Origin of the sequence: Aliivibrio finisterrensis (genome assembly GCF_008933155.1) — a bacterium.
GTDB lineage: Bacteria > Pseudomonadota > Gammaproteobacteria > Enterobacterales > Vibrionaceae > Aliivibrio > Aliivibrio finisterrensis.
Map to the genome: position 1 here is coordinate 34573 of NZ_WBVP01000015.1, position 20060 is coordinate 54632.

Genomic DNA, 20060 nt, shown 5'->3' on the forward strand with positions numbered 1-20060 from the left:
GATCACTCTCTACTTAATTGAAGGCGATTTACTGCAACCATGCCTTCAACATCGGTTTTATTTAAATCTAAAAATTGAACGTGAATACCTTGAGTATCTCTCAGATAAGCAAGCCAATTAATGAATGAATTAAAAGGCAAAGGCTTTACCCACACTTGCATTTGCTCACCGCGAGGTTGCATACGGACCAATTCAATTTTAAATTGACGAATACTGCTTGGGATCACTTGATTCATCGGCTGATTCGCCACTTGCAATCCTTTTGATGACCCACCTCTCAAGATCACAATCGTGTCTGCTTTCTTCTGTACCCAAGTTAACAAACTGCGTTCACTGTTAATGCGATTCTGTGCTAGCTCTGCTCTATCGTTTAAGGGCTTAATGCCCCCCCAATAAATCGCAGCAATAATTAACGCGACACTACCACCACTAACTAGCATTCGCTCTCTTGGTGAAATACTTTGCCACCATGTCATAAAGGCTTTCATTATTTTCTCCTAATAACAATCGCACCAAAGACTTGGTCTTGGTTTTTATTAAGTTGACCCTGTTCAACCTCAAATTGTCCACTTAACTCTGACGTTAGTTTTTCAAAATAAGGAAAATCCGACGCACTGGCTTGCAGTCGCAACTCATCTCGTTTGCCATCAAATTTTAAACTCTGCACTTTCACTTGAGGCACTTTTGCTAAATATGGCGCAAGCTCTGACATCCAAGTCAGTAAATCGTCACCACCAGAGCCACCTTGCAAACGTGCTTCTTCACTTTTCATTTGAGATTTTAAGTAGCTCATTGTTGGGATCTTACGTTTTCCTGGGAATATATCTCTAAAGATTCGCTCACTCTCAGCTCTTAACTCAATACTGTGTTGTTCTAATTTTTGAACTTCAGCAATGTGTTGAGCCACAAAAACCACCATAACCAAGCCAAAAGCCAAAATGACTTTTTGCCATACACGCCAATGCTTTAGCCATGACGATTGAGGACGATATTTACCACTTAACACATTCACTTTAGAAGCAAGCACTCCCTCAGCCAACAATTGCATCACCAACTCAGGAGATTCTTTAATGTGTTTGGTATTCGCTACATCGATCTCACAAGGCGAATAACTATGAAGCGCATAAGTCCATGAATCTTCATCCGACCCTTCTTCACTCGTTTCTTGCTCTTTATCACCAGTAGAGAATTTAGCGGCATCAACAACAAGACCATCTAATAACATCTGTAGCCATTCCTGCTCAGCAACCGCACCTTGATACTCACTAAAACGCAGTAACCATTGTTGATTAAACTCAACCATACTTGCGCCATCGTGATGAAAAGGCAGAGCTAATACGTCAGGCAAGAAACGTTTTGTGTAGATACCCGCCTCAGTTAACTGTTCTAACCACCGCTCCATTTTTTGATGTGCAACAATCGCAACCTGAGCGATTTTGTTGGTTTTCTGCAAGATAACAATGTGTAAATCATCCACATCTTGCGCTAAATCATCCTCAATAATAAAAGGGAGCATAGAGGAAAATTGTCGAGCTGCACCTTCAGGTATTGCGACCTCACACAATAATACATCGCTGCTGGGTAATAGTGCCGAAACGGTACGTTGATCGCTGTATTGCGATAACGAAGAGAGCTCTTCCGCAGAGTTTAACTCTCCAGATGCTATTACTTCTTCATTTTCTGGTGACCAGACTATCCATTGAATGGGATCTGATGGCTGACTATTCAGCCTTATTATCAGATGTTCGCTCACTCATTCCTCCATACTGGCGACGGATAACGTTCACCACTTTTTTATCACTACTATGCAATAAAGAACGCACACGTACGCGCGAATCTTCTACTAATACTTGAGCATCTAACTCAAAAAACTGACTGTCTATCGATAAATACGCTTTTGCCTGTTTACGAGTATTTTCATCAACTTGACTTATTGGCCCTTCAGCTAAAAAATCATCAACACTACTCCAACCATCAAAAGGCCTGCTCTCTAATACTTCCCGCGCATTATCTTCGCTTAATCCAGGAGAAAAAAGAGCAACTAAAATATTGGCGTTTTCAGGAGTCACGGTATTTACATTCAAATAGAAATTACCGCTGGGTATTGCACACACCAAAGGTGAAACGGCCTCAACGACTTGAGCCGTTACCCCATTAATTGCTCGCAACTCACTAACATCACCAATCCAACCGTTTGGCGCTAAATAAGCAGGATTGAAGGATTGATAAGTACTGTCTTCGACGCCTAAAATTGACTGTACCGCATCATTCTCATCTATGTATTCCCAAGTCGAATCCGCAATGACTTCAGCAAGGTAATTTTCAATCTCTACCGATTCCAATAAATTCATCCATACTTTAACTAAAAATGGACGCTGAGATGGATCATTATTCGCTTTAACACTGCTCAATGCATTCAGATTAAAACAGGCTTGCTTGTCTTTTACACCACCAAACGCTTCGCCATAATCAAGTGGATAAGTCGTCTCTTCTGTTGCCCATACTTGGCTTAAATTAATGGTATCACTATCTTTATAGGCCTCTTCAATACCTGTTTTTGCTAATGCTTCAACCCCAACAGAATACCAATAGGCCTGTTGATGATTGACTTGATTTTGTGCTCGATGAAATTGAATAAACAAACGTTCTGACATTTGAGCCGCAATAGTCACCATAATCGCAAGCAACAACAAAACCACAATTAACGCAACGCCTTGCTGTTTTCTTGAATGATGAGTTAAATAGTTTCTTTTCTTTCTCATCATGACTCACCTTTATCTTGTGATGTACTGTCATTCTGGCTTGCGTTTTCTTCTGTAAATCCTGAGGTTAAATAGATTCGTTCGACATCACCATAATCTTTAAAGGTAATAATAACCTTCGTTGCTTTAGGCAATTGTTTCTTAGTATCCCATATTTTTAGCCATTTTTTACCATCATAAAATTCAAATTTAAGCGCTTCGACCCCATCAATTAATGGCGTAACCACCGGCTCTTGTCCTACAGGTGTGTCAGGATAACGCCACCACAAACGTTCAATGGTATTTTCAACTAGGCGATAACCAACTTTGGTGATCTCGCCACGAGGAAAAGCCTGTTGTGGATTCTTCCATCCTAAACGAACGAATAAAATACCTTGAGATTCAGAGTCCAATAAATACTCACCCGCAGACACTAATTTCTCTGACGCTTTTTCACCATTGGTTCGAAATGGACGAGCAACAATTTGCCGAAAATCGTTATCTAAAAAGACCAAACTGCGTTGAAGTTGTTTAATGCGTTCGCTTTTATCTAAAGATAGTTCATTACTGCGCTGAACTTGATTCACTACTTGATACGCTGAAAAACTCAAGGTGGCAAAAACCGCAATAGCGACCATTACTTCAATCAACGTAAAACCTTTGGTTAAAGGGCGTGAAGCGTTATGGCGCAACATAGGTTCGTACCGTAATTAATGGGGATTGTTGATCTTTACTGGTCGATACCGAAACATCCACTGACTTTAAAATGTCAGAGGTTGTTTTTACCGGCGCGATGGTCCAATACCATTTTTGACCCGCTAATTCAGTTTCCCCTTTTTTGGTCGATGTTGGTGGCTTATCTAACATCATCAACGCCATTTGATTATCAACCACCATTCCTGAAAATATTTTTTCTTCTAAGTAGCCTAAGGTATTAATATGCTGAGTCACTGAGCGTAAAACACTCAAAGCAGCGGTCGCAAAAATAGCAAGCGCCACGAGTACTTCCAATAGAGTCATTCCCTGCTTGGTTTTTCGTAAAGAAAAGTTACTCTTCATCACGCTCGTCTCCCGGTGCAAACAAATGGATGACACCAGATTCATCAGTATTAACTTCCCACGTTTTATCATAAAGGTTACCACGCTCATTCTTAGGAGAAAAAGCAACGATAAAAGGGGTTACCTCTCCGCTCGATAGCACCATCACTTGCGGCGGATTTGATTTTTTATCTTCTTCAAGATCAGCAAACATCTCTTCATTAAACAACGAACCTGGTTCAAATAAGCGATCATCATCAGTCCATACAGAACCACCTAATTCCATCGAAAATTCAACAGATGTTTGTTCCATTTTCACTTCAGTAAAAAAGCGACTTTGCTCCATTGGTTGCCAGCCATCTACCGTTAACGTCATAAAGCGATATTCTTGTCGCGCTTGATTAAAGTAAATGCCGTAATCCATCCCATTGAGCAAAGCATCTTCATTAAGAAGCTGAACTAACTGATAAAAACGTGAGGCTTGTTCTTCTATTTGGTCATCTTGACTATCAGGGAGGCTCATGATTACTGCCATCGAGCTGACCGATAGCAGTACCAATACCAACATGATTTCGATTAGGGTAAACCCAACCTCACGTTTTATCTTCATCATTGTACTTATCTATCGCTTATGATTTATTGAAAGTCTTGCATATTCCAGTTACCAATATCAGCATTAGCTCCTTCGCCGCCCTCTTGACCATCAGCACCTAATGAGAAGATATCAATAGCACCGTTATCGCCAGGACTTAGATATTGGTACTCGTTACCCCATGGGTCATTTGGCAATCGACGAATATAGCCATCCGAGCGATAATTACGAGGTTCAGGGCTTGATGTCGGCTTAGACACTAATGCTTCTAATCCTTGATCTGTGGTTGGATAAACACTGTTGTCTAATTTGTACATATCCAAGGAATTTTCTAATGCCACAATATCAGTAATCGTTTTTTGCTGATCCGCTTTCTCTTTGTTACCAAGTAAATTTGGTACAACTAAACTGGCTAAAACACCAAGAATAACGATAACAACCATCACTTCTAATAGGGTGAAGCCACCTTGTTTACGTTGAGCTGAATTGACTTGCATGGAATGACTCCTGAAATTAAAAATTACTATATTAATAAAAATAAAAAAGGGTAGTAACTACTCACTACCCGACTAAATTATTGAGTTCGATGATTGGCATTAAGGTCGCAACAACAATGAAAAGTACAATGCCTGCCATAAAAACAATCAGCAAAGGTTCAAAAATGCCCAAAGCCATATTAACCAAAGATTCAAAATCTCGATCTTGATTATCAGCCGATCGCGTAAGCATTTGCTCTAGCTCACCACTTTGCTCGCCGCTAGATATCATATGCAGCATCATTGGTGGGAACAATGTTGTTTGTTCCAACGAAATACGTAAGCTCGCGCCTTCACGTACATGATCTCCCGCCGCTAATACCTGTTGCTTAAAGTATTGATTACTCATTACATCTGCCGCAACTTTCATACCATCCAATAATGGAATCGCACTTGAGGTACAGATTGATAACGTACGAGCAAAACGCGACGTATTTAACCCACGAGCCACCTTGCCAACAACAGGCAATCGTAAGATTTTTTTATCCCACGCTAAGCGTAAATGAGGCTTAGTAAGTAACCACTTCACTCCGACAATAATAAGTACGATCGCAATAACAACCAATAAACCCCAATGTACAACAAAGTTACTGGCCGCTAATAACACCTCGGTAACAGCAGGCAAGCCTTGTCCCATTTGCACAAACTGATCGACAATCTTCGGTACTACCGTCGCAAGTAAAAAAGAGATCACCGCAATTGCAATTAACGTCAGCATGATAGGGTAAATCATTGCTTGTTGTAATTTACTGCGCATCTTTTGACGATTTTCAGCGTAATCAGCTAAGCGGTTTAACACCGTATCTAAGTGGCCTGATTTTTCACCAGCGGCAACCATTGAACAAAACAATTCATCAAAGACATGAGAGTAATCAGCAAAGCTTTCAGCCAATGGATACCCTTCAATCACTTTAGAGCGAATCCCCATCATCATACTGCGAATGTACGCTTTCTCACCTTGCTCAGCGACAGCTTTTAAACACTCTTCTAATGGCATACCCGCTTGCACTAAAGTGGCTAATTGACGGGTAATTAGCGATAAATCATTAACACTAATTCCGCGCTTAAAACTGAATACTTGAGATGCACTTTTTTGCTGCTTTGATTTGGTTTCAATTACCTCAACCGGAATAAGACCTTGCTCTTTTAACCGTTGACGAACTTGACGCGCATTATCGCCCTCAATGACACCTTTTTTCTGCTTACCTGTTTTTTCTAATGCTTTATATTCAAAGGCTGCCATTTACCCTTCCCGAGTGACTCGCATCACCTCTCCCAGTGTTGTGATCCCTTGTTGTACTTTTAATAACCCATCTTGCTGAATCCCACGAGTGCTCTTGCGAACTTCTTTTTCAATCTCTTGCTCACCCGCCTCTTTGTGGATCAAACCTTGAACCTTTTCACTCACAACCAGTAATTCATGAATGCCGGTACGCCCACGATAACCCTTACCATTACAATGTTCACAGCCATTTGGCTTATAAAGAACTAAGCTATCCGAAGCCGATAAATTAAAGAGCTTTTTCTGCTCATCATCGGCCTGATATGGTGTTTTACACTCTTTACATAAAGTACGAACCAAACGCTGAGCCAGTACACCAAGTAAAGAAGATGAAATGAGAAAAGGCTCTATACCCATATCACGTAAACGCGTTATCGCCCCCACAGCCGTATTGGTATGAAGTGTCGACATCACTAAGTGACCGGTAAGTGAGGCTTGAACGGCGATTTCTGCAGTTTCTAAATCACGGATCTCACCTATCATCACCACATCAGGATCTTGACGTAAAATGGCCCGTAGCCCACGCGCAAACGTCATGTCTACTTTAGGATTTACTTGAGTTTGGCCAATACCATCGATATCAAATTCGATTGGGTCTTCCACCGTGAGAATATTCGATTGAGAGCTGTCTAGTTCCCCTAAACCGGCATATAACGTGGTTGATTTACCTGAACCCGTAGGACCGGTAACCAAAATAATGCCGTGAGGGCGCTTGATAATGTGCTGAAAATTTTTATGGTTTTCAGTCGACATACCTAAGCTGTTTAAGTCCAAACGAGTTGCATTTTTATCCAATAAACGCATTACCACACGCTCACCATGAGAAGATGGCATAGTTGAAACACGCACATCCACAGCTCGACCACCAATACGTAGTGAAATACGCCCATCTTGTGGTACGCGTTTTTCTGCAATATCAAGCTTCGACATGACTTTTACACGTGAAACTAATAGCGGTGCTAATTTACGACTTGGACTCAATACATCACGCAAAACACCATCGACACGAAAACGGATCGACAGCACTTTTTCAAAAGTCTCAATATGAATATCTGATGCACCTTCTTTAATCGCTTCACCCAACATGGCGTTGATCAATTTAATGATGGGGGCATCGTCTTCTGATTCCAATAAATCATCATTATCGGGCAACTCTTCGGCTAATGAGAAGAAATCGTCGTTATCCGCACCAATATCTTCCATCAGTTGTTGCGCTTCTGAGGAGTTACGCTGGTACACTTGAGTTACCTTGGTATCAAAGGCTTCTTTGGTTAATTGAATTAGCGAAAAGCCTGATTTACACACTCGACGAATTTCACACAGCACCATTGGCGAAGGGGTAACAACATAATACAGAACCCAGCCTTCAGGGCTTGCTTCAATAACGACAGAATGCCTTTTTGCAAAAGAAAAAGGCAAACGCAGTATTGCTGGATAATCAGGAAATAAGGTATCCGCCATTATTTTTCCTTATCTTCACTAAATTGTTCGAAGAACGCTTGGATCTCTGCTGGGTGATTAATGTCTTTACCAAATTTAGGCAGTACTGGAATATGTGCATCATCCATCAATTTCAAACCTTGCTCTGCACTATACAGCTGCTCTGCTCGAATATAATTGTATTTACGTTGAGTAATACCATCTGCTGTCATACCATCACGAATAATGGTTGGCTTAATGAATACCATCAGGTTTTTCTTCTCAACTTGCGTACTGGTTGATTTAAATAAGTAACCTAAGATAGGGATATCCCCTAAAAATGGAACTTTTGATTCACTCTCAAGTGCACGCTCATCAATCAAACCACCTAACACCAACATTTGGCCATCCTGCACCATTACCGAGGTATTTAGCTGACGTTTAGCAAAACGTACATCCACCGCACCATTAGCACCTAATACATTAGACACTTCTTGTTCAATATCTAAACGAACCGAATCACCCTCATTAATCTGTGGAACCACTTTAAGCTTGATACCGACTTCTTTACGATCTACGGTTTGGAATGGATTGTCATTATTGGCACCTGATGCTGATCCCGTTAATACCGGTACTTCTTCACCAACAATGAATGACGCTTCACCATTATCCATTACCGTAATGCTCGGAGAAGAAAGAATGTTTGAGTTAGAATCGGACGATACAGCCGTTACCAATGCTGCCCAATCTCCCATCATGATGCTAACCGCCGCACCTTGAACGCCACCTAATGCCGAAGCTAACGCGGTATAATCGCCTTCTTCAGTTACTTTACGAGATTCCCATTTATCATTTGTTGAATCCCAATAACTTTCTTCTGTTATTTTATCTTTCGCCTCTTCCGCTCCGACCATAGCGGCACCAATTGATGCCCCAGTGTTGCTATATTGGATCATAGCACCCGTTTCTAGGTTACCCCATTGCACGCCTAAATTAACGCCATCGCCTTCAGCTAATTCAACGATCAATGCCTCAATCAATACTTGCGCACGACGAATATCCAACTGAGCAATCACATCTTGCATCGCTCGCATCACATCAGGCGGCGCTGTAATGACCAAAGCATTGGTATCCACATGTGCTGAAATCATCACGTCGCTGCGATTGTTCGGAGAACGACCTTTCGAACCTGAGCTATTGCCAGCCGTTAAGTTATCCGACACCCCTTTAAGTACATCGACTAAGTCTTCGGCTTTGGCATAACGTAGGTAAACAACTTGGTTATTACCTTTGGTTGCCATTTCAACATCAAGCTGTTTAATCAGCTTTTTAAGGCGTTGGCGTACTTTAGGATCACCCGAGATTAAAATTGAGTTAGTGCGTTCGTCTGCAACCAATTTAGGCTGTAAAAAAGCAGGGGTGTTTTTTGCATCTGTAGTTTTATTTAATGCATCAACAATTCGCACCATTTCCGCTGCCGAAGCGTTTTTTAATTCCACCACTTCCACTTCTTTATCGCCCGCCTGATCAACACGCTCGATGATTTCAGCCAAACGATTTACCACCGCAGCACGGCCGGTGATCATAATGATATTTGCAGGATCATAATGCACAACGTTACCCGCACCAGCATTATCATTAAGCTGACGTAGTAGAGGAGATAATTCACGAACCGATACATTACGAACCGCAATAACTCGAGTAATTACCGCATCGCCAGTGATGTTATCTTTTGCGCCCAATACCGGTACTGCAGACGTTTTTGCGTCTTTATCTTTAATGACTTTTAAAATATTGTTGTCCATTTCAACAACTGCATATCCATAAACTTCAAGGACACTTAAGAAAAACTGATAATATTGTTCTTCATTTAATAAGTCATAACTACGCACATCCACTTTGCCACGAACAGATGGGTCTACAATAATGGTCTTTTCTAAGTTTCGACCGACAATACTGATGAACTCTTGAATGTCCGTACCTTTAAAGCTCGCGCTAAAGTCATTTGCCAGTGCCGATGTCCACATCATGCTACCCGCAAGTAATAAGACTCCCTTACCTATCCACTTTTTCACAACATACCCTTAGTCATTTTTCTATCTGCCGTTATAAACCGATAAAAATGTCATGTAATTGTCCATCTCGTTGGACGGTTAAATTAAGTTCTGTCATTTCTGACATATTTTTCCACAATGCACTCATTGCGCTAGGATCGGTTAAATCAATCCCATTTAAACTGGTGGCGATATCCCCAGGCTTTAAGCCAACAGAATCAAATAATTTGCGATCTTTACCTGGGTTCACTCGATAACCCGTAATTTTTCCATTATTAGAAACTTGAGAAAGACGAATGTATTTCAATACCGATTGCGGATTTTTAGCCATTTCTTTACGTATATTATCCAATTCATCTTGATTTGAATTTTGGCGATTATTTCCTAACACAGTACCAGAACTACCCGTCGCATTTTTTTCTGCTGATATCTTGGTGTATTCAACCCCTTCCAACATTAACGTTTCATCATTACCATTATTGGAAATAATAATGCGATCAGCACTAATTGCTTTTACGCTCGCCCGCGTTCCATCAATGATCTCATCAATACCATAAGTATTCTGTTTTCCTCGGTTAGCAATAACCGCAAGACTAAGTGAGGGATTAGAGCTAGCTACAATACCTGATAAGATTAAATTTAATCGTGTCTTAGGTGCATCTTTCACTTCAACTATTTTTGGCTGCTCAATTTTTTTCTTTGGATTAAAGTCCCCAAACACTTTGCTATTCAATAAACTCGATAAAGAATCATCCTCGCTTTTCTTTTTGGTTCCCGCGACAACCACCGCTTTAGACTGCCATTGAGCAACAGACGTTTGAGGAGAAACCATCAACCAAAGGAGAGAACCACAAATCCACGCAAAGCAAGCAACCAATACAACAGTTAAACTTTTAGATATCGTAGATTGATATACTGACCAATATTGAGAAATTTTTTCTATTTTCATATTAGCTATCATTAGGTTCAGATCTTCCTTTCTATGTTACAAAGCCAATTAAATATTTGATGTCAGTATGAATTATAAAAGAACACCGCAAATTTGCCGAAAATAATTTCGTTTTTTGGAATAACTCGAAGATACATCACGCAATTAAAGAGGATAATTTGTTATTAGAGCATTATTCCTCATTAATGGCTCTAATTGATAATGAATTTTGATTAATCCCCCTCAAAAGATTGAAAAAAAAATTCCAGACACCATTAAATAAACAAAGAAGTAAGACATTAGGTATACATAATGAGTTCCAAATCCAATACTAGCGATGGCATCAGACTTGATAAGTGGCTCTGGGCAGCTCGTTTTTATAAAACCCGTTCCATTGCTCGCAACATGGTTGATGGCGGTAAAGTTCATTATAATGGCCAACGAGCTAAACCAAGTAAATTAGTCGAAATGGGTGCAGAAGTTAAACTTCGCCAAGGCAATAACGAAGAGATCACCGTGATCATAGAGATCCTATCTGATCAACGTCGTGGGGCACCTATTGCACAAACTCTTTATAAAGAAACGCCAATCAGCATCAAGCATCGTGAAGAGAATGCAAAATTACGCAAACTTAATTCACTTGGTAGCCCACATCCTGATAAGCGTCCAGATAAAAAACAGCGACGTGATATCATGAGATTCAAGCAACAATAACCGCTATACTGTGCGTAATGACAACCCTTAATACAATTGCTGGAGTATTTCATGGCAAATAACACACTGCATCGTTACTTATTTGAAGATTTATCTGTTCGTGGTGAATTAGTTCAACTAGATGATGCTTACCAACAAATCATTTCTAGCAAGGAATACCCTAAGCCAGTTCAAAACTTATTGGGTGAGCTATTGGTTGCAACGACTTTATTAACTGCAACGCTAAAATTTGAAGGCTCAATTACCCTTCAATTACAAGGTGACGGTCCAGTATCCCTGGCGGTTATCAATGGCGATAACAACCAGAAAGTACGTGGCGTTGCTCGTTTTAATGGCGATATTGCAGAAGACGCAACCTTGCATCAACTAATGGGTAAAGGTTACTTAGTTATCACTATCACACCAAAAGATGGTGAGCGTTATCAAGGTGTTGTTGCACTAGAAGGTGAAAACTTAGCACAGTGTTTTGAAGGCTACTTTGAGCGTTCAGAGCAACTAAAAACACGTCTATGGCTTCGCCTTGGTGAGTTTGAAGGTAAACCTCATGCTGCTGGAATGCTTCTACAAGTAATGCCAGATGGTACTGGCTCTGCTGATGACTTCGAGCACCTGGAGCAATTAACTGACACCATTAAAAATGAAGAACTGTTTGGCTTAGAAGGCGAAGATGTTCTGTATCGTTTATACAACCAAGATAAAGTACAACTGTTTGAACCTCAGCACGTTGAATTTTTCTGTGGTTGTTCGCGCGAACGCAGTGGCGGTGCAATCATCACGATTGAAAAAGCAGAAGTTGATGACATCATCAAAACGGAAGGGAAAATCTCTCTTCATTGTGATTACTGTGGAACAAGCTACGATTTTGACAGTATTGATGTTGCAAATCTTTTTGAACAAGCAACAAAAGGTAATGACACTGTTCATTAATTTACCGCATAGAATAAGTCTCTTATTTTGTCTCAAAGCCAGCCGCTAGGTTGGCTTTTTTTATAACTAAATTTGATATAAACCACACTTTTTATTCCACTTATCCACACTTAATTTTGCTTAAATAATAATCAATCACATCTAGCGCAAACGATTCCATTAAGAGTAGAATAGGACTATTGCTGTTTTGTGATGGCGATAAAATAACCACTGCTATTTTGTGGTTATTTTATGATTCATCTCCCTGTTTTCAATTTACCGCATTGTTAGCATGCTTAGCAGAACACAAATAATTACAAATAAATTAAAAGTCCCTACAAAAAATTCCTCTAAGGAGCACCTATGACTGTTATGGAACACAAAAAGGCTGCACAGCTCGATCTTACTCAACATGGCTTAACTGATGTTACTGAAGTACTCCGTAACCCTAGTTATGAACAATTGTTTGAAGAAGAAACACGCCCAGATTTAGAAGGTTATGAGCGTGGAGTAATGACAGAGCTCGGCTCAGTTGCGGTAGATACTGGTATTTTTACTGGTCGTTCACCAAAAGATAAATACATCGTAAAAGATGAGACAACTAAAGATACATTATGGTGGTCAGATCAAGGTAAAAACGATAATAAAGCCATCACTCCTGCAGTTTGGGATGACCTAAAATCCTTAGTAACAAAACAACTCTCTGGTAAACGTCTGTTTGTTATCGACGGTTATTGTGGCGCGAACCCAGATACACGATTAAGTGTTCGTATTATTACTGAGGTAGCATGGCAAGCACACTTCGTAAAAAACATGTTTATTCGACCAACAGAAGAAGAACTGGCAACATTTGAACCCGATTTTGTGGTAATGAACGGTGCGAAAACCACTAACCCTAACTACGTAGAGCACGGATTAAATTCAGAAAACTTTATTGCCTTCAACTTAACAGAGCGAGTGCAAATCATTGGTGGTACTTGGTACGGCGGTGAGATGAAAAAAGGCATGTTCGCAATGATGAACTACCTTCTTCCGCTAAAAGGGATTGCGTCGATGCACTGCTCTGCCAATGTGGGTGAAGAAGGCGATGTAGCGGTATTCTTCGGTTTATCAGGAACCGGAAAAACCACACTCTCAACCGATCCAAAACGCCAGCTTATTGGTGATGATGAGCACGGTTGGGATGATGATGGTATTTTCAATTTTGAAGGGGGTTGCTACGCAAAAACAATCCGCCTATCGAAAGAAGCTGAACCTGATATCTACAACGCAATTCGCCGTGATGCACTTCTAGAAAACGTTACTGTTCGTAGTAATGGTACGATTGATTTTGATGACGGTTCGAAAACCGAAAACACGCGTGTTTCTTATCCTATTTATCACATTGATAATATCGTTAAGCCGGTATCAAAAGCGGGTCATGCAAATAAAGTGATCTTCTTAACGGCTGATGCATTTGGTGTGCTACCTCCTGTAGCTAAACTAACGCCAGAGCAAACCAAATACCACTTCCTATCTGGCTTTACGGCAAAACTTGCGGGTACAGAGCGTGGGATCACAGAGCCAACGCCAACGTTCTCTGCTGCATTTGGTGCCGCGTTCTTAACATTACATCCAACACAATATGCAGAAGTACTGGTTAAACGAATGGAAGCCGTTGGCGCAGAAGCCTACATTGTTAATACGGGTTGGAATGGCACAGGTAAGCGTATCTCTATCCAAGATACTCGTGCAATTATTGATGCTATTTTAGATGGCTCTATTGACCACGCTGAAACCAAAAATATCCCTGTATTTAACTTAGAAGTTCCAACATCACTACCTGGTGTTGATACTTCAATCCTAGATCCTCGAGATACTTACACTGACCCATTACAATGGGACAGTAAAGCAGAAGATCTGGCCCAACGCTTCATTAAAAACTTCGCTCAATACACTGATAATGACGAAGGAAAAGCACTTGTTAAAGCGGGTCCTCAACTTGACTAAGTGAGCAAGGTTATCCACCGATAACGTTAAGCCCTTCCCTTGTGAAGGGCTTTTTTATGCAATCAGTTCAAACAAGAGTCCAAAACAGTGATTACTTCTGAGTAAACCATCACAATAACTTGATTGCATCTGATTTTTACTCCACTCTTTCTGTTCCTATTTTTCTTTTGGAGTTAACAATGTATACCACACTGAAAAGCCTTGGTTGGCTTATCTCTTTTTGCCTGCTACTTGTGGTCGCATTTTTATCCCTTTTACATACGCCTTACGCACAACCAATGCTAAACCCATTAGTGCAAAAACTGACGCATCAAAAGATCTCATTTGAAGATGTTCATTACTCAATCCAATCACCTTTACACCTAACTCTGTCAGATGTTGCTATTCAAACAGACAGTGAATTACACATTCAAACCGTCGATTTTTGGCTCTCTCAGCACCCAATTCAAAATAATAAATTAGCGTTTGATAGCATCAAAGTCGATGGTCTTAGTCTACAAAAAGGACTCCCTGATACACAAAGTATCGATTGGATTTCTATTGCTCAATTTAGTGTTTCAAATTTAGATTTTGCCAATGACGACATAATGCTGCGTGATGCTCAAATTCAATTAGAAAATTGGGCTATACAAAAAGAAAGTTCGTTACCTTTTGAGGGCGATTTTCAATTTTCAGCCAAACAACTGTATTGGCAGGGAGAAGCCCTAGATGAAGTATTAGTTGATGGCTATTACACTCAACACTACACCGCTCTTCATGGTATTTCTCTTACTTGGCGTGGCAGTACGATTACCGCACAAGCAGAGCTTAAAGAAAATAAATTATGGGTTATTCCACAATTCACACTACGTAAATTTAATTTAGAATCGAGTAATGCGGACATTATTAATAAGCCAATCGAATGGCTATCTCAACACAATTTCACTTATCAATTTGAACGTATTGATCTGTTAGATATCAATATTGAACTACCACAATTTGTGGTTAATAACTTAAGTTTATCTGCTGAAAACGTACTGCTTCCTTACCATTTATGGCAGCAAAACAACGCAAATATATCGTTTAATGCCGACAATTTGGTCTGGAATGAACATATTATTAATAACCCTATTTTTAGCTTAACGCTTAATGGCCAAAAAGCAGATATCTCGACGCTTTCATTCGAAATTTTTGATGGTCACATTCAACTTACTGGCAAACTATCACCAACGAGCATAAATTTAAATTCGTTGAGTATTGACCAAGTCAAATGGGCCATAACTAATGAAGAAGCGAGTGTGTTAACTCAATACGTAAATCAATTAGCGCAAGTAAAAATAGCCAAACTAGATGTTAATAATACTCAATTAATTCAATTAAATGGCCTGTACCCATATCAATTATCAGGGGTAAATATGGAAGGCCATGATCTCGATTTACTGCGCTTAGAACAATGGAGGTTATGGGATGGCACACTTTCGATGAGCGCTTCTAATGCGAGTTTTAATTATCTATTAAGCCAACAATTATTAGTCGAAATGAAAACCGACGATGGTTTGTGGACAGTAGAGCGAGCACTGCTTCCCTTATCCGAAGGGCTAGTTGGGTTTAATGGTAGCATTCACTTAACTCAGGATAGCCAACCTTGGCAGTTTGAGGCTTATGGTGATGGATTGCCTATCAGCTACCTAAATCGTTTCTTTCCAAACCCAATTCCTATTGATGGTATTACTGAGTTTACTTTTAACGGTAATGGGTTAGCAGCAAATCAAGACAGCTTTAACTATAGCTTTAATGGTGAACTGAACATGACCCCAAGAGACATGACCACCACCAAAACCGCTCAAGAACTGTGGCAATATAAATTAGGATTGATCCCGGATAACGAACGCCCTAACACATCAACAATAACACCTGATAGAACTAAGAAAAAAGAGCCTATTGCGCAATACCCAATACAAGTAGACCCAATAACAGTAACCGCCAACCGTGGGCGTATTTCTATTGAACCCATCACGATTATTGGAGAAGGCTTTAACTACAATATTGAAGGTGATTACGACTTGGTTAACCCAGAACAAGGCGAAGCCATCACTTCCATCACTCAAGAATGTCACCAAATAAAACAAAAGCTGTTCTCTAAAGAAGTCCATCTCATCAACTATTGTCAGTAATTACAATCAGTACTTATGACAATAAAAAGCCCCATCAAATGCTGACCTTACGATAGTAAGCGATGCACTTAATGGGGCTTTTATTCTAGCTTAGATTCTATGGTTGGTTAGATTGACATGAGATCATTTGATACCACTTCTCTGCATCTTGATACGTTTTCTCTACGGTTCTTGGAGAGAACCCAAGCAATCGACTGGTTTGGTCAATACTTTTCCAGTCTCCTTTATCAATACCTTCATACAGCTCTAGCATGGAACCCAATAAGCCTTCTCTGAGCAAGATAGCTTGTTCTATTTCTCGATCTAATGATAACTGTTCTAAAACATCATCAATCTTACGATCAAGTAAGGCATCAAGTAGCGAGAATAATCCAACAATAAATGCTTGTTGTCCTGGAGTGCCATTTTGAATACGGCAAATCATCAACTCACAAAAACGTCCTTTCACTAAAGATTGTTTATACAATGCCTTGGGCTTATTGATCGCTGCATGCGCCGTGGCAATCAAAGTTACAAACATTTTTATTTGCTCTTCACCAAGATAAACCAACGCTTGTTTAAACGACGAAATGGGGTTTTCAAGTCGCACCGATGCTGTATTTACAAACTTCAATAACTGATAAGATAAAGAGACGTCTTGTGCGATCAATTGCTCTATTCGAGAAAAATCCACTTCTTCACGACACACTTCTTGATATAGCTGCATCGTAAGAAGTTCTTCTGGTTTTACAACGCGATTTTTTATGATCTCCGGTTTACTAAAAAAGTAGCCTTGATAAAAATGGAAACCCGCGTCGAACGCCTGTTGAAACTCATCATTAGTCTCAACTTTTTCTGCTAAATAATGTCGCTTGCATCCCTGCTGCTTACGTTGTTTAACGTATTCACACGCCACATCAATGCCTAATTGCATAATGTCTAACTTAACGATGTGTGAATAGGGTAAAAATCGATCCCAAACGGCATCCAAACTAAAGTCATCTAACGCAATAATATAACCCATTCGATGTAAATGCTTAATCGCACTAAATAGCTCATCATTAGGAATACAGGTTTCTAATACTTCGACAACAATTTTTCGCTTAGGAAATGCCGTCGGAACCAAAGATATTAATGACTCTTGGGGGAAATTTATAAAACTACGAGGAGATTCTAGCGCAGGGTTACAACCTGTCGACATAAAGTTTTCAACTAGTAGCCGACTCGTTGCTTGATTTGCTTCTATATTAGGAAACGCATTACTTTCACCGTCACGGAAAAGTAGTTCGTAGCCTATCGTTTGTTTCTTCCGACTCAGGATCGGTTGTCGGGCAACGTATGCATACATAACTTAAAAGCAATATCCTATTACAAGTACAAATGTCATAAAGATTATTATCGGCACAATCATCATATTCTTAAGAAAAAGAACGACAAATGGTAAGTTTATTTATACGCATGATAATCCAATAGCATAAGAAAAAACATACATTTGGTTAATTAACACCCAAGAAATAGACAGAATATGTGATTATGACAAGATAAATGAGTAATACCATTCTGGATAAGTAGTTGTTCAGATAATTGCGTAGGAAAAATCGATTTTAACAAGCAAGAATGATCAAATACTTATGTAGATTGGTATAAGGTAGCGAATAAGAAAATTCACTCTTTTTCTTAAATAATAATAGAAGGGTAAGGTGCTCATTTCTCCTCCTCAAGAGAACTTAGTATATAATAATATCAACCCACTTATTTACTGTCATGTTGTGAGCCCAATGAACAAAATCGCCTTTACTCAAGAATCACATTATCTTGAAACAATGCAAAAGCACGTCACACCATTTTGGGAAAGGCGTCAGCACGGCTTTTATCAAGGCGAAAAAGAGACGCAACTGCATTGGGTGAGTTTTACTAGCCCTGCGAACCGTAAAGCCATCATGGTGGTTAATGGTCGTATTGAAAGTGTTTATAAATACCAAGAACTGTTTTATGACCTATTTTGTCAAGGTTATGATATTTATTCTTTTGATCACCGTGGGCAGGGACTTTCTGATCGACTGACTACCAATCGCGATATCGGTCATATTGAAGAGTTTAATGATTACATTCTTGATCTAAACAGCATGACTCAGCACTTAATTGCGCCTGAAGATTACCAAGATTGCTATTTACTTGGCCACTCGATGGGCGGTGCAATTGCTACTCAGTATGTAGAAACTCACTCACATCCATATTCCGCAATGGCATTAAGCGCACCAATGCACGGCATTCATATTCAGCCTTGGTTAAAACCGATTGCAGGCCCAATAAGTCGCTATTTAAGTCGTTGGGCTTCACAACCCTCTTATGCTTTAGGTCAAGCACCCTACCAAGAAAAACCTTTTTTAGATAACACATTAACCACCTGTGAAATTCGCTATCAATGGTTCCGTGAATTATACAACCTAAAACCTGAGCTTCAGATCGGTGGACCAAGTAATCACTGGGTAAATCAAAGTTTAAAAGGGTCAAAACTTTGTGTCGAGCAAGCCGCATCTTGCTTGGTGCCTACTTTATTACTTCAGGGAGAAAACGATCGCATTGTAGATAATAGTGCTCATGTCGCTTTTCAAAAAAAAGCCCCAGATTGCCAATTAATCACCATTAAAAATGCAAAACATGAACTGCTTTTTGAATCCGATAGTTGCCGCAATCAAGCGCTCTCTGAAATCCTTAATTTTTTCCAACAACATAGCTCATCATCTGAAATATGAGGCCTTAACTAAAGTAAAAAGAGGAAAAGCAATATTGTTATCTTTACCCTCTTTTTTATTTATAAAGTGGCGTAAACTGCACTCTGTTATTTTTTGAATCTATTCTTTATTTCTGAGGCTCTATGATTACTATCGTTGCATCTGATCTTGACGGCACATTACTGACTCCTGAACACAAAATTGCAGACTTCACTAAAAAAACACTAAATAAACTGCACCAACAAGACCTGACCTTTATTTTTGCAACGGGCCGTCATCACATTGATGTCGGTAATATTCGTAAAGATGTCGGCATCCCGGCTTACATGATCACGTCTAACGGCGCTCGTGTTCATGATGCCGATGACAATCTTATTTACAGTAAAAACTTACCTGAACATTTAGTTCCACAAGTATTAGACCTACTAAAAAATGATGACTCTTTATCTATTCATATGTACTCAGACGATAAATGGTTTATGCATAAAGAAGACGAAAGCCTAAAAGATTTTCATGATAATGGATTCACTTACACCTTATTTGATGCAAATAACCCCCCTGTTGAGAATATCGCAAAAATCTTTGTAACCATGCCAGAGCATGACTACTTGGTAGAATATGAGACCAAGCTAAAAGCACAATTTGGTGATGAGTTAATGGTGGCTTTTTCTACGCCTTGGTGTTTAGAAGTAATGGCCGCTGAAGTATCTAAAGGTGCCGCATTAGAAGCGGTTGCTAAGTTACTTGGTAAAACGTTAGAGAACTGCATCGCTTTTGGTGATGGCATGAACGATTACGAAATGTTAAGCATGGCAGGTAAAGGGATTGTGATGGGAACATCGCATGAGAAAGTAAAAAAAGCCCTACCAAATAATGAAGTTATCGGCTCATCTGCCGACGAAGCCGTTGCTCATTACTTAGAAAACCTACTATTAAAATAAGCGCATATACTACTTGGCCTATCATAGGCCAAATAGTTATCTATTATTTAAAA

18 protein-coding genes are annotated in these 20060 nt (G+C 39.8%); 6 read left to right on the forward strand and 12 right to left on the reverse strand.

Features of this window, described 5'->3' with window-relative positions:
* Positions 1-2: 2 nt before the first annotated feature.
* From F8B77_RS13020 to gspC, 11 genes are all read right to left on the reverse strand, one after another.
* Positions 3-488: a type II secretion system protein M gene (locus F8B77_RS13020; protein ID WP_151655657.1), complete on the reverse strand. Its 486-nt coding sequence runs from the start codon at positions 486-488 to the stop codon at positions 3-5.
* Positions 488-1753 carry a type II secretion system protein GspL gene (gspL, locus tag F8B77_RS13025; RefSeq protein WP_151655658.1) on the reverse strand — a complete coding sequence of 422 codons (1266 nt, stop codon included), beginning with the start codon at positions 1751-1753 and terminating at the stop codon, positions 488-490. Before gspL ends, F8B77_RS13020 begins: the two co-directional genes overlap by 1 nt.
* Positions 1722-2762, reverse strand: coding sequence for a type II secretion system minor pseudopilin GspK (gene gspK, locus F8B77_RS13030; protein ID WP_151655735.1), 1041 nt, complete (start codon positions 2760-2762; stop codon positions 1722-1724). Before gspK ends, gspL begins: the two co-directional genes overlap by 32 nt.
* Complete coding sequence (gspJ, locus tag F8B77_RS13035; protein WP_151655659.1) at positions 2762-3436, reverse strand: type II secretion system minor pseudopilin GspJ; 675 nt, start codon at positions 3434-3436, stop codon at positions 2762-2764. Before gspJ ends, gspK begins: the two co-directional genes overlap by 1 nt.
* Positions 3423-3800, reverse strand: a complete 378-nt coding sequence (gene gspI / locus F8B77_RS13040; protein ID WP_151655737.1) for a type II secretion system minor pseudopilin GspI — start codon at positions 3798-3800, stop codon at positions 3423-3425. Before gspI ends, gspJ begins: the two co-directional genes overlap by 14 nt.
* Positions 3790-4389: a type II secretion system minor pseudopilin GspH gene (gene gspH / locus F8B77_RS13045; protein WP_151655739.1), complete on the reverse strand. Its 600-nt coding sequence runs from the start codon at positions 4387-4389 to the stop codon at positions 3790-3792. Before gspH ends, gspI begins: the two co-directional genes overlap by 11 nt.
* A 26-nt stretch (positions 4390-4415) precedes the next feature.
* A complete protein-coding gene (gene gspG / locus F8B77_RS13050) occupies positions 4416-4868 on the reverse strand; it encodes a type II secretion system major pseudopilin GspG (RefSeq protein WP_151655661.1) in 453 nt (150 codons plus the stop codon).
* A gap of 64 nt (positions 4869-4932) precedes the next feature.
* Complete coding sequence (gene gspF / locus F8B77_RS13055) at positions 4933-6150, reverse strand: type II secretion system inner membrane protein GspF (protein WP_151655663.1); 1218 nt, start codon at positions 6148-6150, stop codon at positions 4933-4935.
* Positions 6151-7650, reverse strand: a complete 1500-nt coding sequence (gene gspE, locus F8B77_RS13060) for a type II secretion system ATPase GspE (RefSeq protein ID WP_151655665.1) — start codon at positions 7648-7650, stop codon at positions 6151-6153.
* A complete protein-coding gene (gspD, locus tag F8B77_RS13065; RefSeq protein ID WP_167512822.1) occupies positions 7650-9638 on the reverse strand; it encodes a type II secretion system secretin GspD in 1989 nt (662 codons plus the stop codon). The genes gspE and gspD overlap by 1 nt, the downstream gene beginning before the upstream one ends.
* Positions 9639-9714: 76 nt before the next feature.
* On the reverse strand, positions 9715-10623 hold the full coding sequence (gene gspC / locus F8B77_RS13070; RefSeq protein WP_151655667.1) for a type II secretion system protein GspC: 909 nt from the start codon (positions 10621-10623) through the stop codon (positions 9715-9717).
* A gap of 279 nt (positions 10624-10902) precedes the next feature.
* Between gspC and hslR the strand changes: the two genes are divergently transcribed.
* From hslR to F8B77_RS13090, 4 genes are all read left to right on the forward strand, one after another.
* Complete coding sequence (gene hslR / locus F8B77_RS13075) at positions 10903-11304, forward strand: ribosome-associated heat shock protein Hsp15 (RefSeq protein ID WP_151655669.1); 402 nt, start codon at positions 10903-10905, stop codon at positions 11302-11304.
* Positions 11305-11355: 51 nt separating this feature from the next.
* On the forward strand, positions 11356-12231 hold the full coding sequence (gene hslO, locus F8B77_RS13080) for an Hsp33 family molecular chaperone HslO (RefSeq protein ID WP_151655671.1): 876 nt from the start codon (positions 11356-11358) through the stop codon (positions 12229-12231).
* 342 nt (positions 12232-12573) lie between these two features.
* Positions 12574-14199, forward strand: a complete 1626-nt coding sequence (gene pckA, locus F8B77_RS13085; RefSeq protein WP_151655673.1) for a phosphoenolpyruvate carboxykinase (ATP) — start codon at positions 12574-12576, stop codon at positions 14197-14199.
* A gap of 179 nt (positions 14200-14378) precedes the next feature.
* Complete coding sequence (locus F8B77_RS13090; RefSeq protein ID WP_151655675.1) at positions 14379-16352, forward strand: AsmA family protein; 1974 nt, start codon at positions 14379-14381, stop codon at positions 16350-16352.
* A 97-nt stretch (positions 16353-16449) separates the two neighbouring features.
* Here F8B77_RS13090 and F8B77_RS13095 read toward each other — a convergent pair whose 3' ends face one another.
* Complete coding sequence (locus F8B77_RS13095) at positions 16450-17679, reverse strand: EAL and HDOD domain-containing protein (RefSeq protein ID WP_151655677.1); 1230 nt, start codon at positions 17677-17679, stop codon at positions 16450-16452.
* 430 nt (positions 17680-18109) lie between these two features.
* Here F8B77_RS13095 and F8B77_RS13100 point away from each other — a divergent pair, with 430 nt between their 5' ends.
* Together F8B77_RS13100 and F8B77_RS13105 are read left to right on the forward strand one after the other, a co-directional pair.
* Entirely contained in the window at positions 18110-19087 is a 978-nt protein-coding gene (locus F8B77_RS13100; RefSeq protein WP_151655743.1) for an alpha/beta fold hydrolase, read from the forward strand.
* Positions 19088-19209: 122 nt separating this feature from the next.
* Positions 19210-20007, forward strand: a complete 798-nt coding sequence (locus F8B77_RS13105) for a Cof-type HAD-IIB family hydrolase (RefSeq protein WP_151655679.1) — start codon at positions 19210-19212, stop codon at positions 20005-20007.
* The last annotated feature ends 53 nt before the right edge of the window (positions 20008-20060 follow it).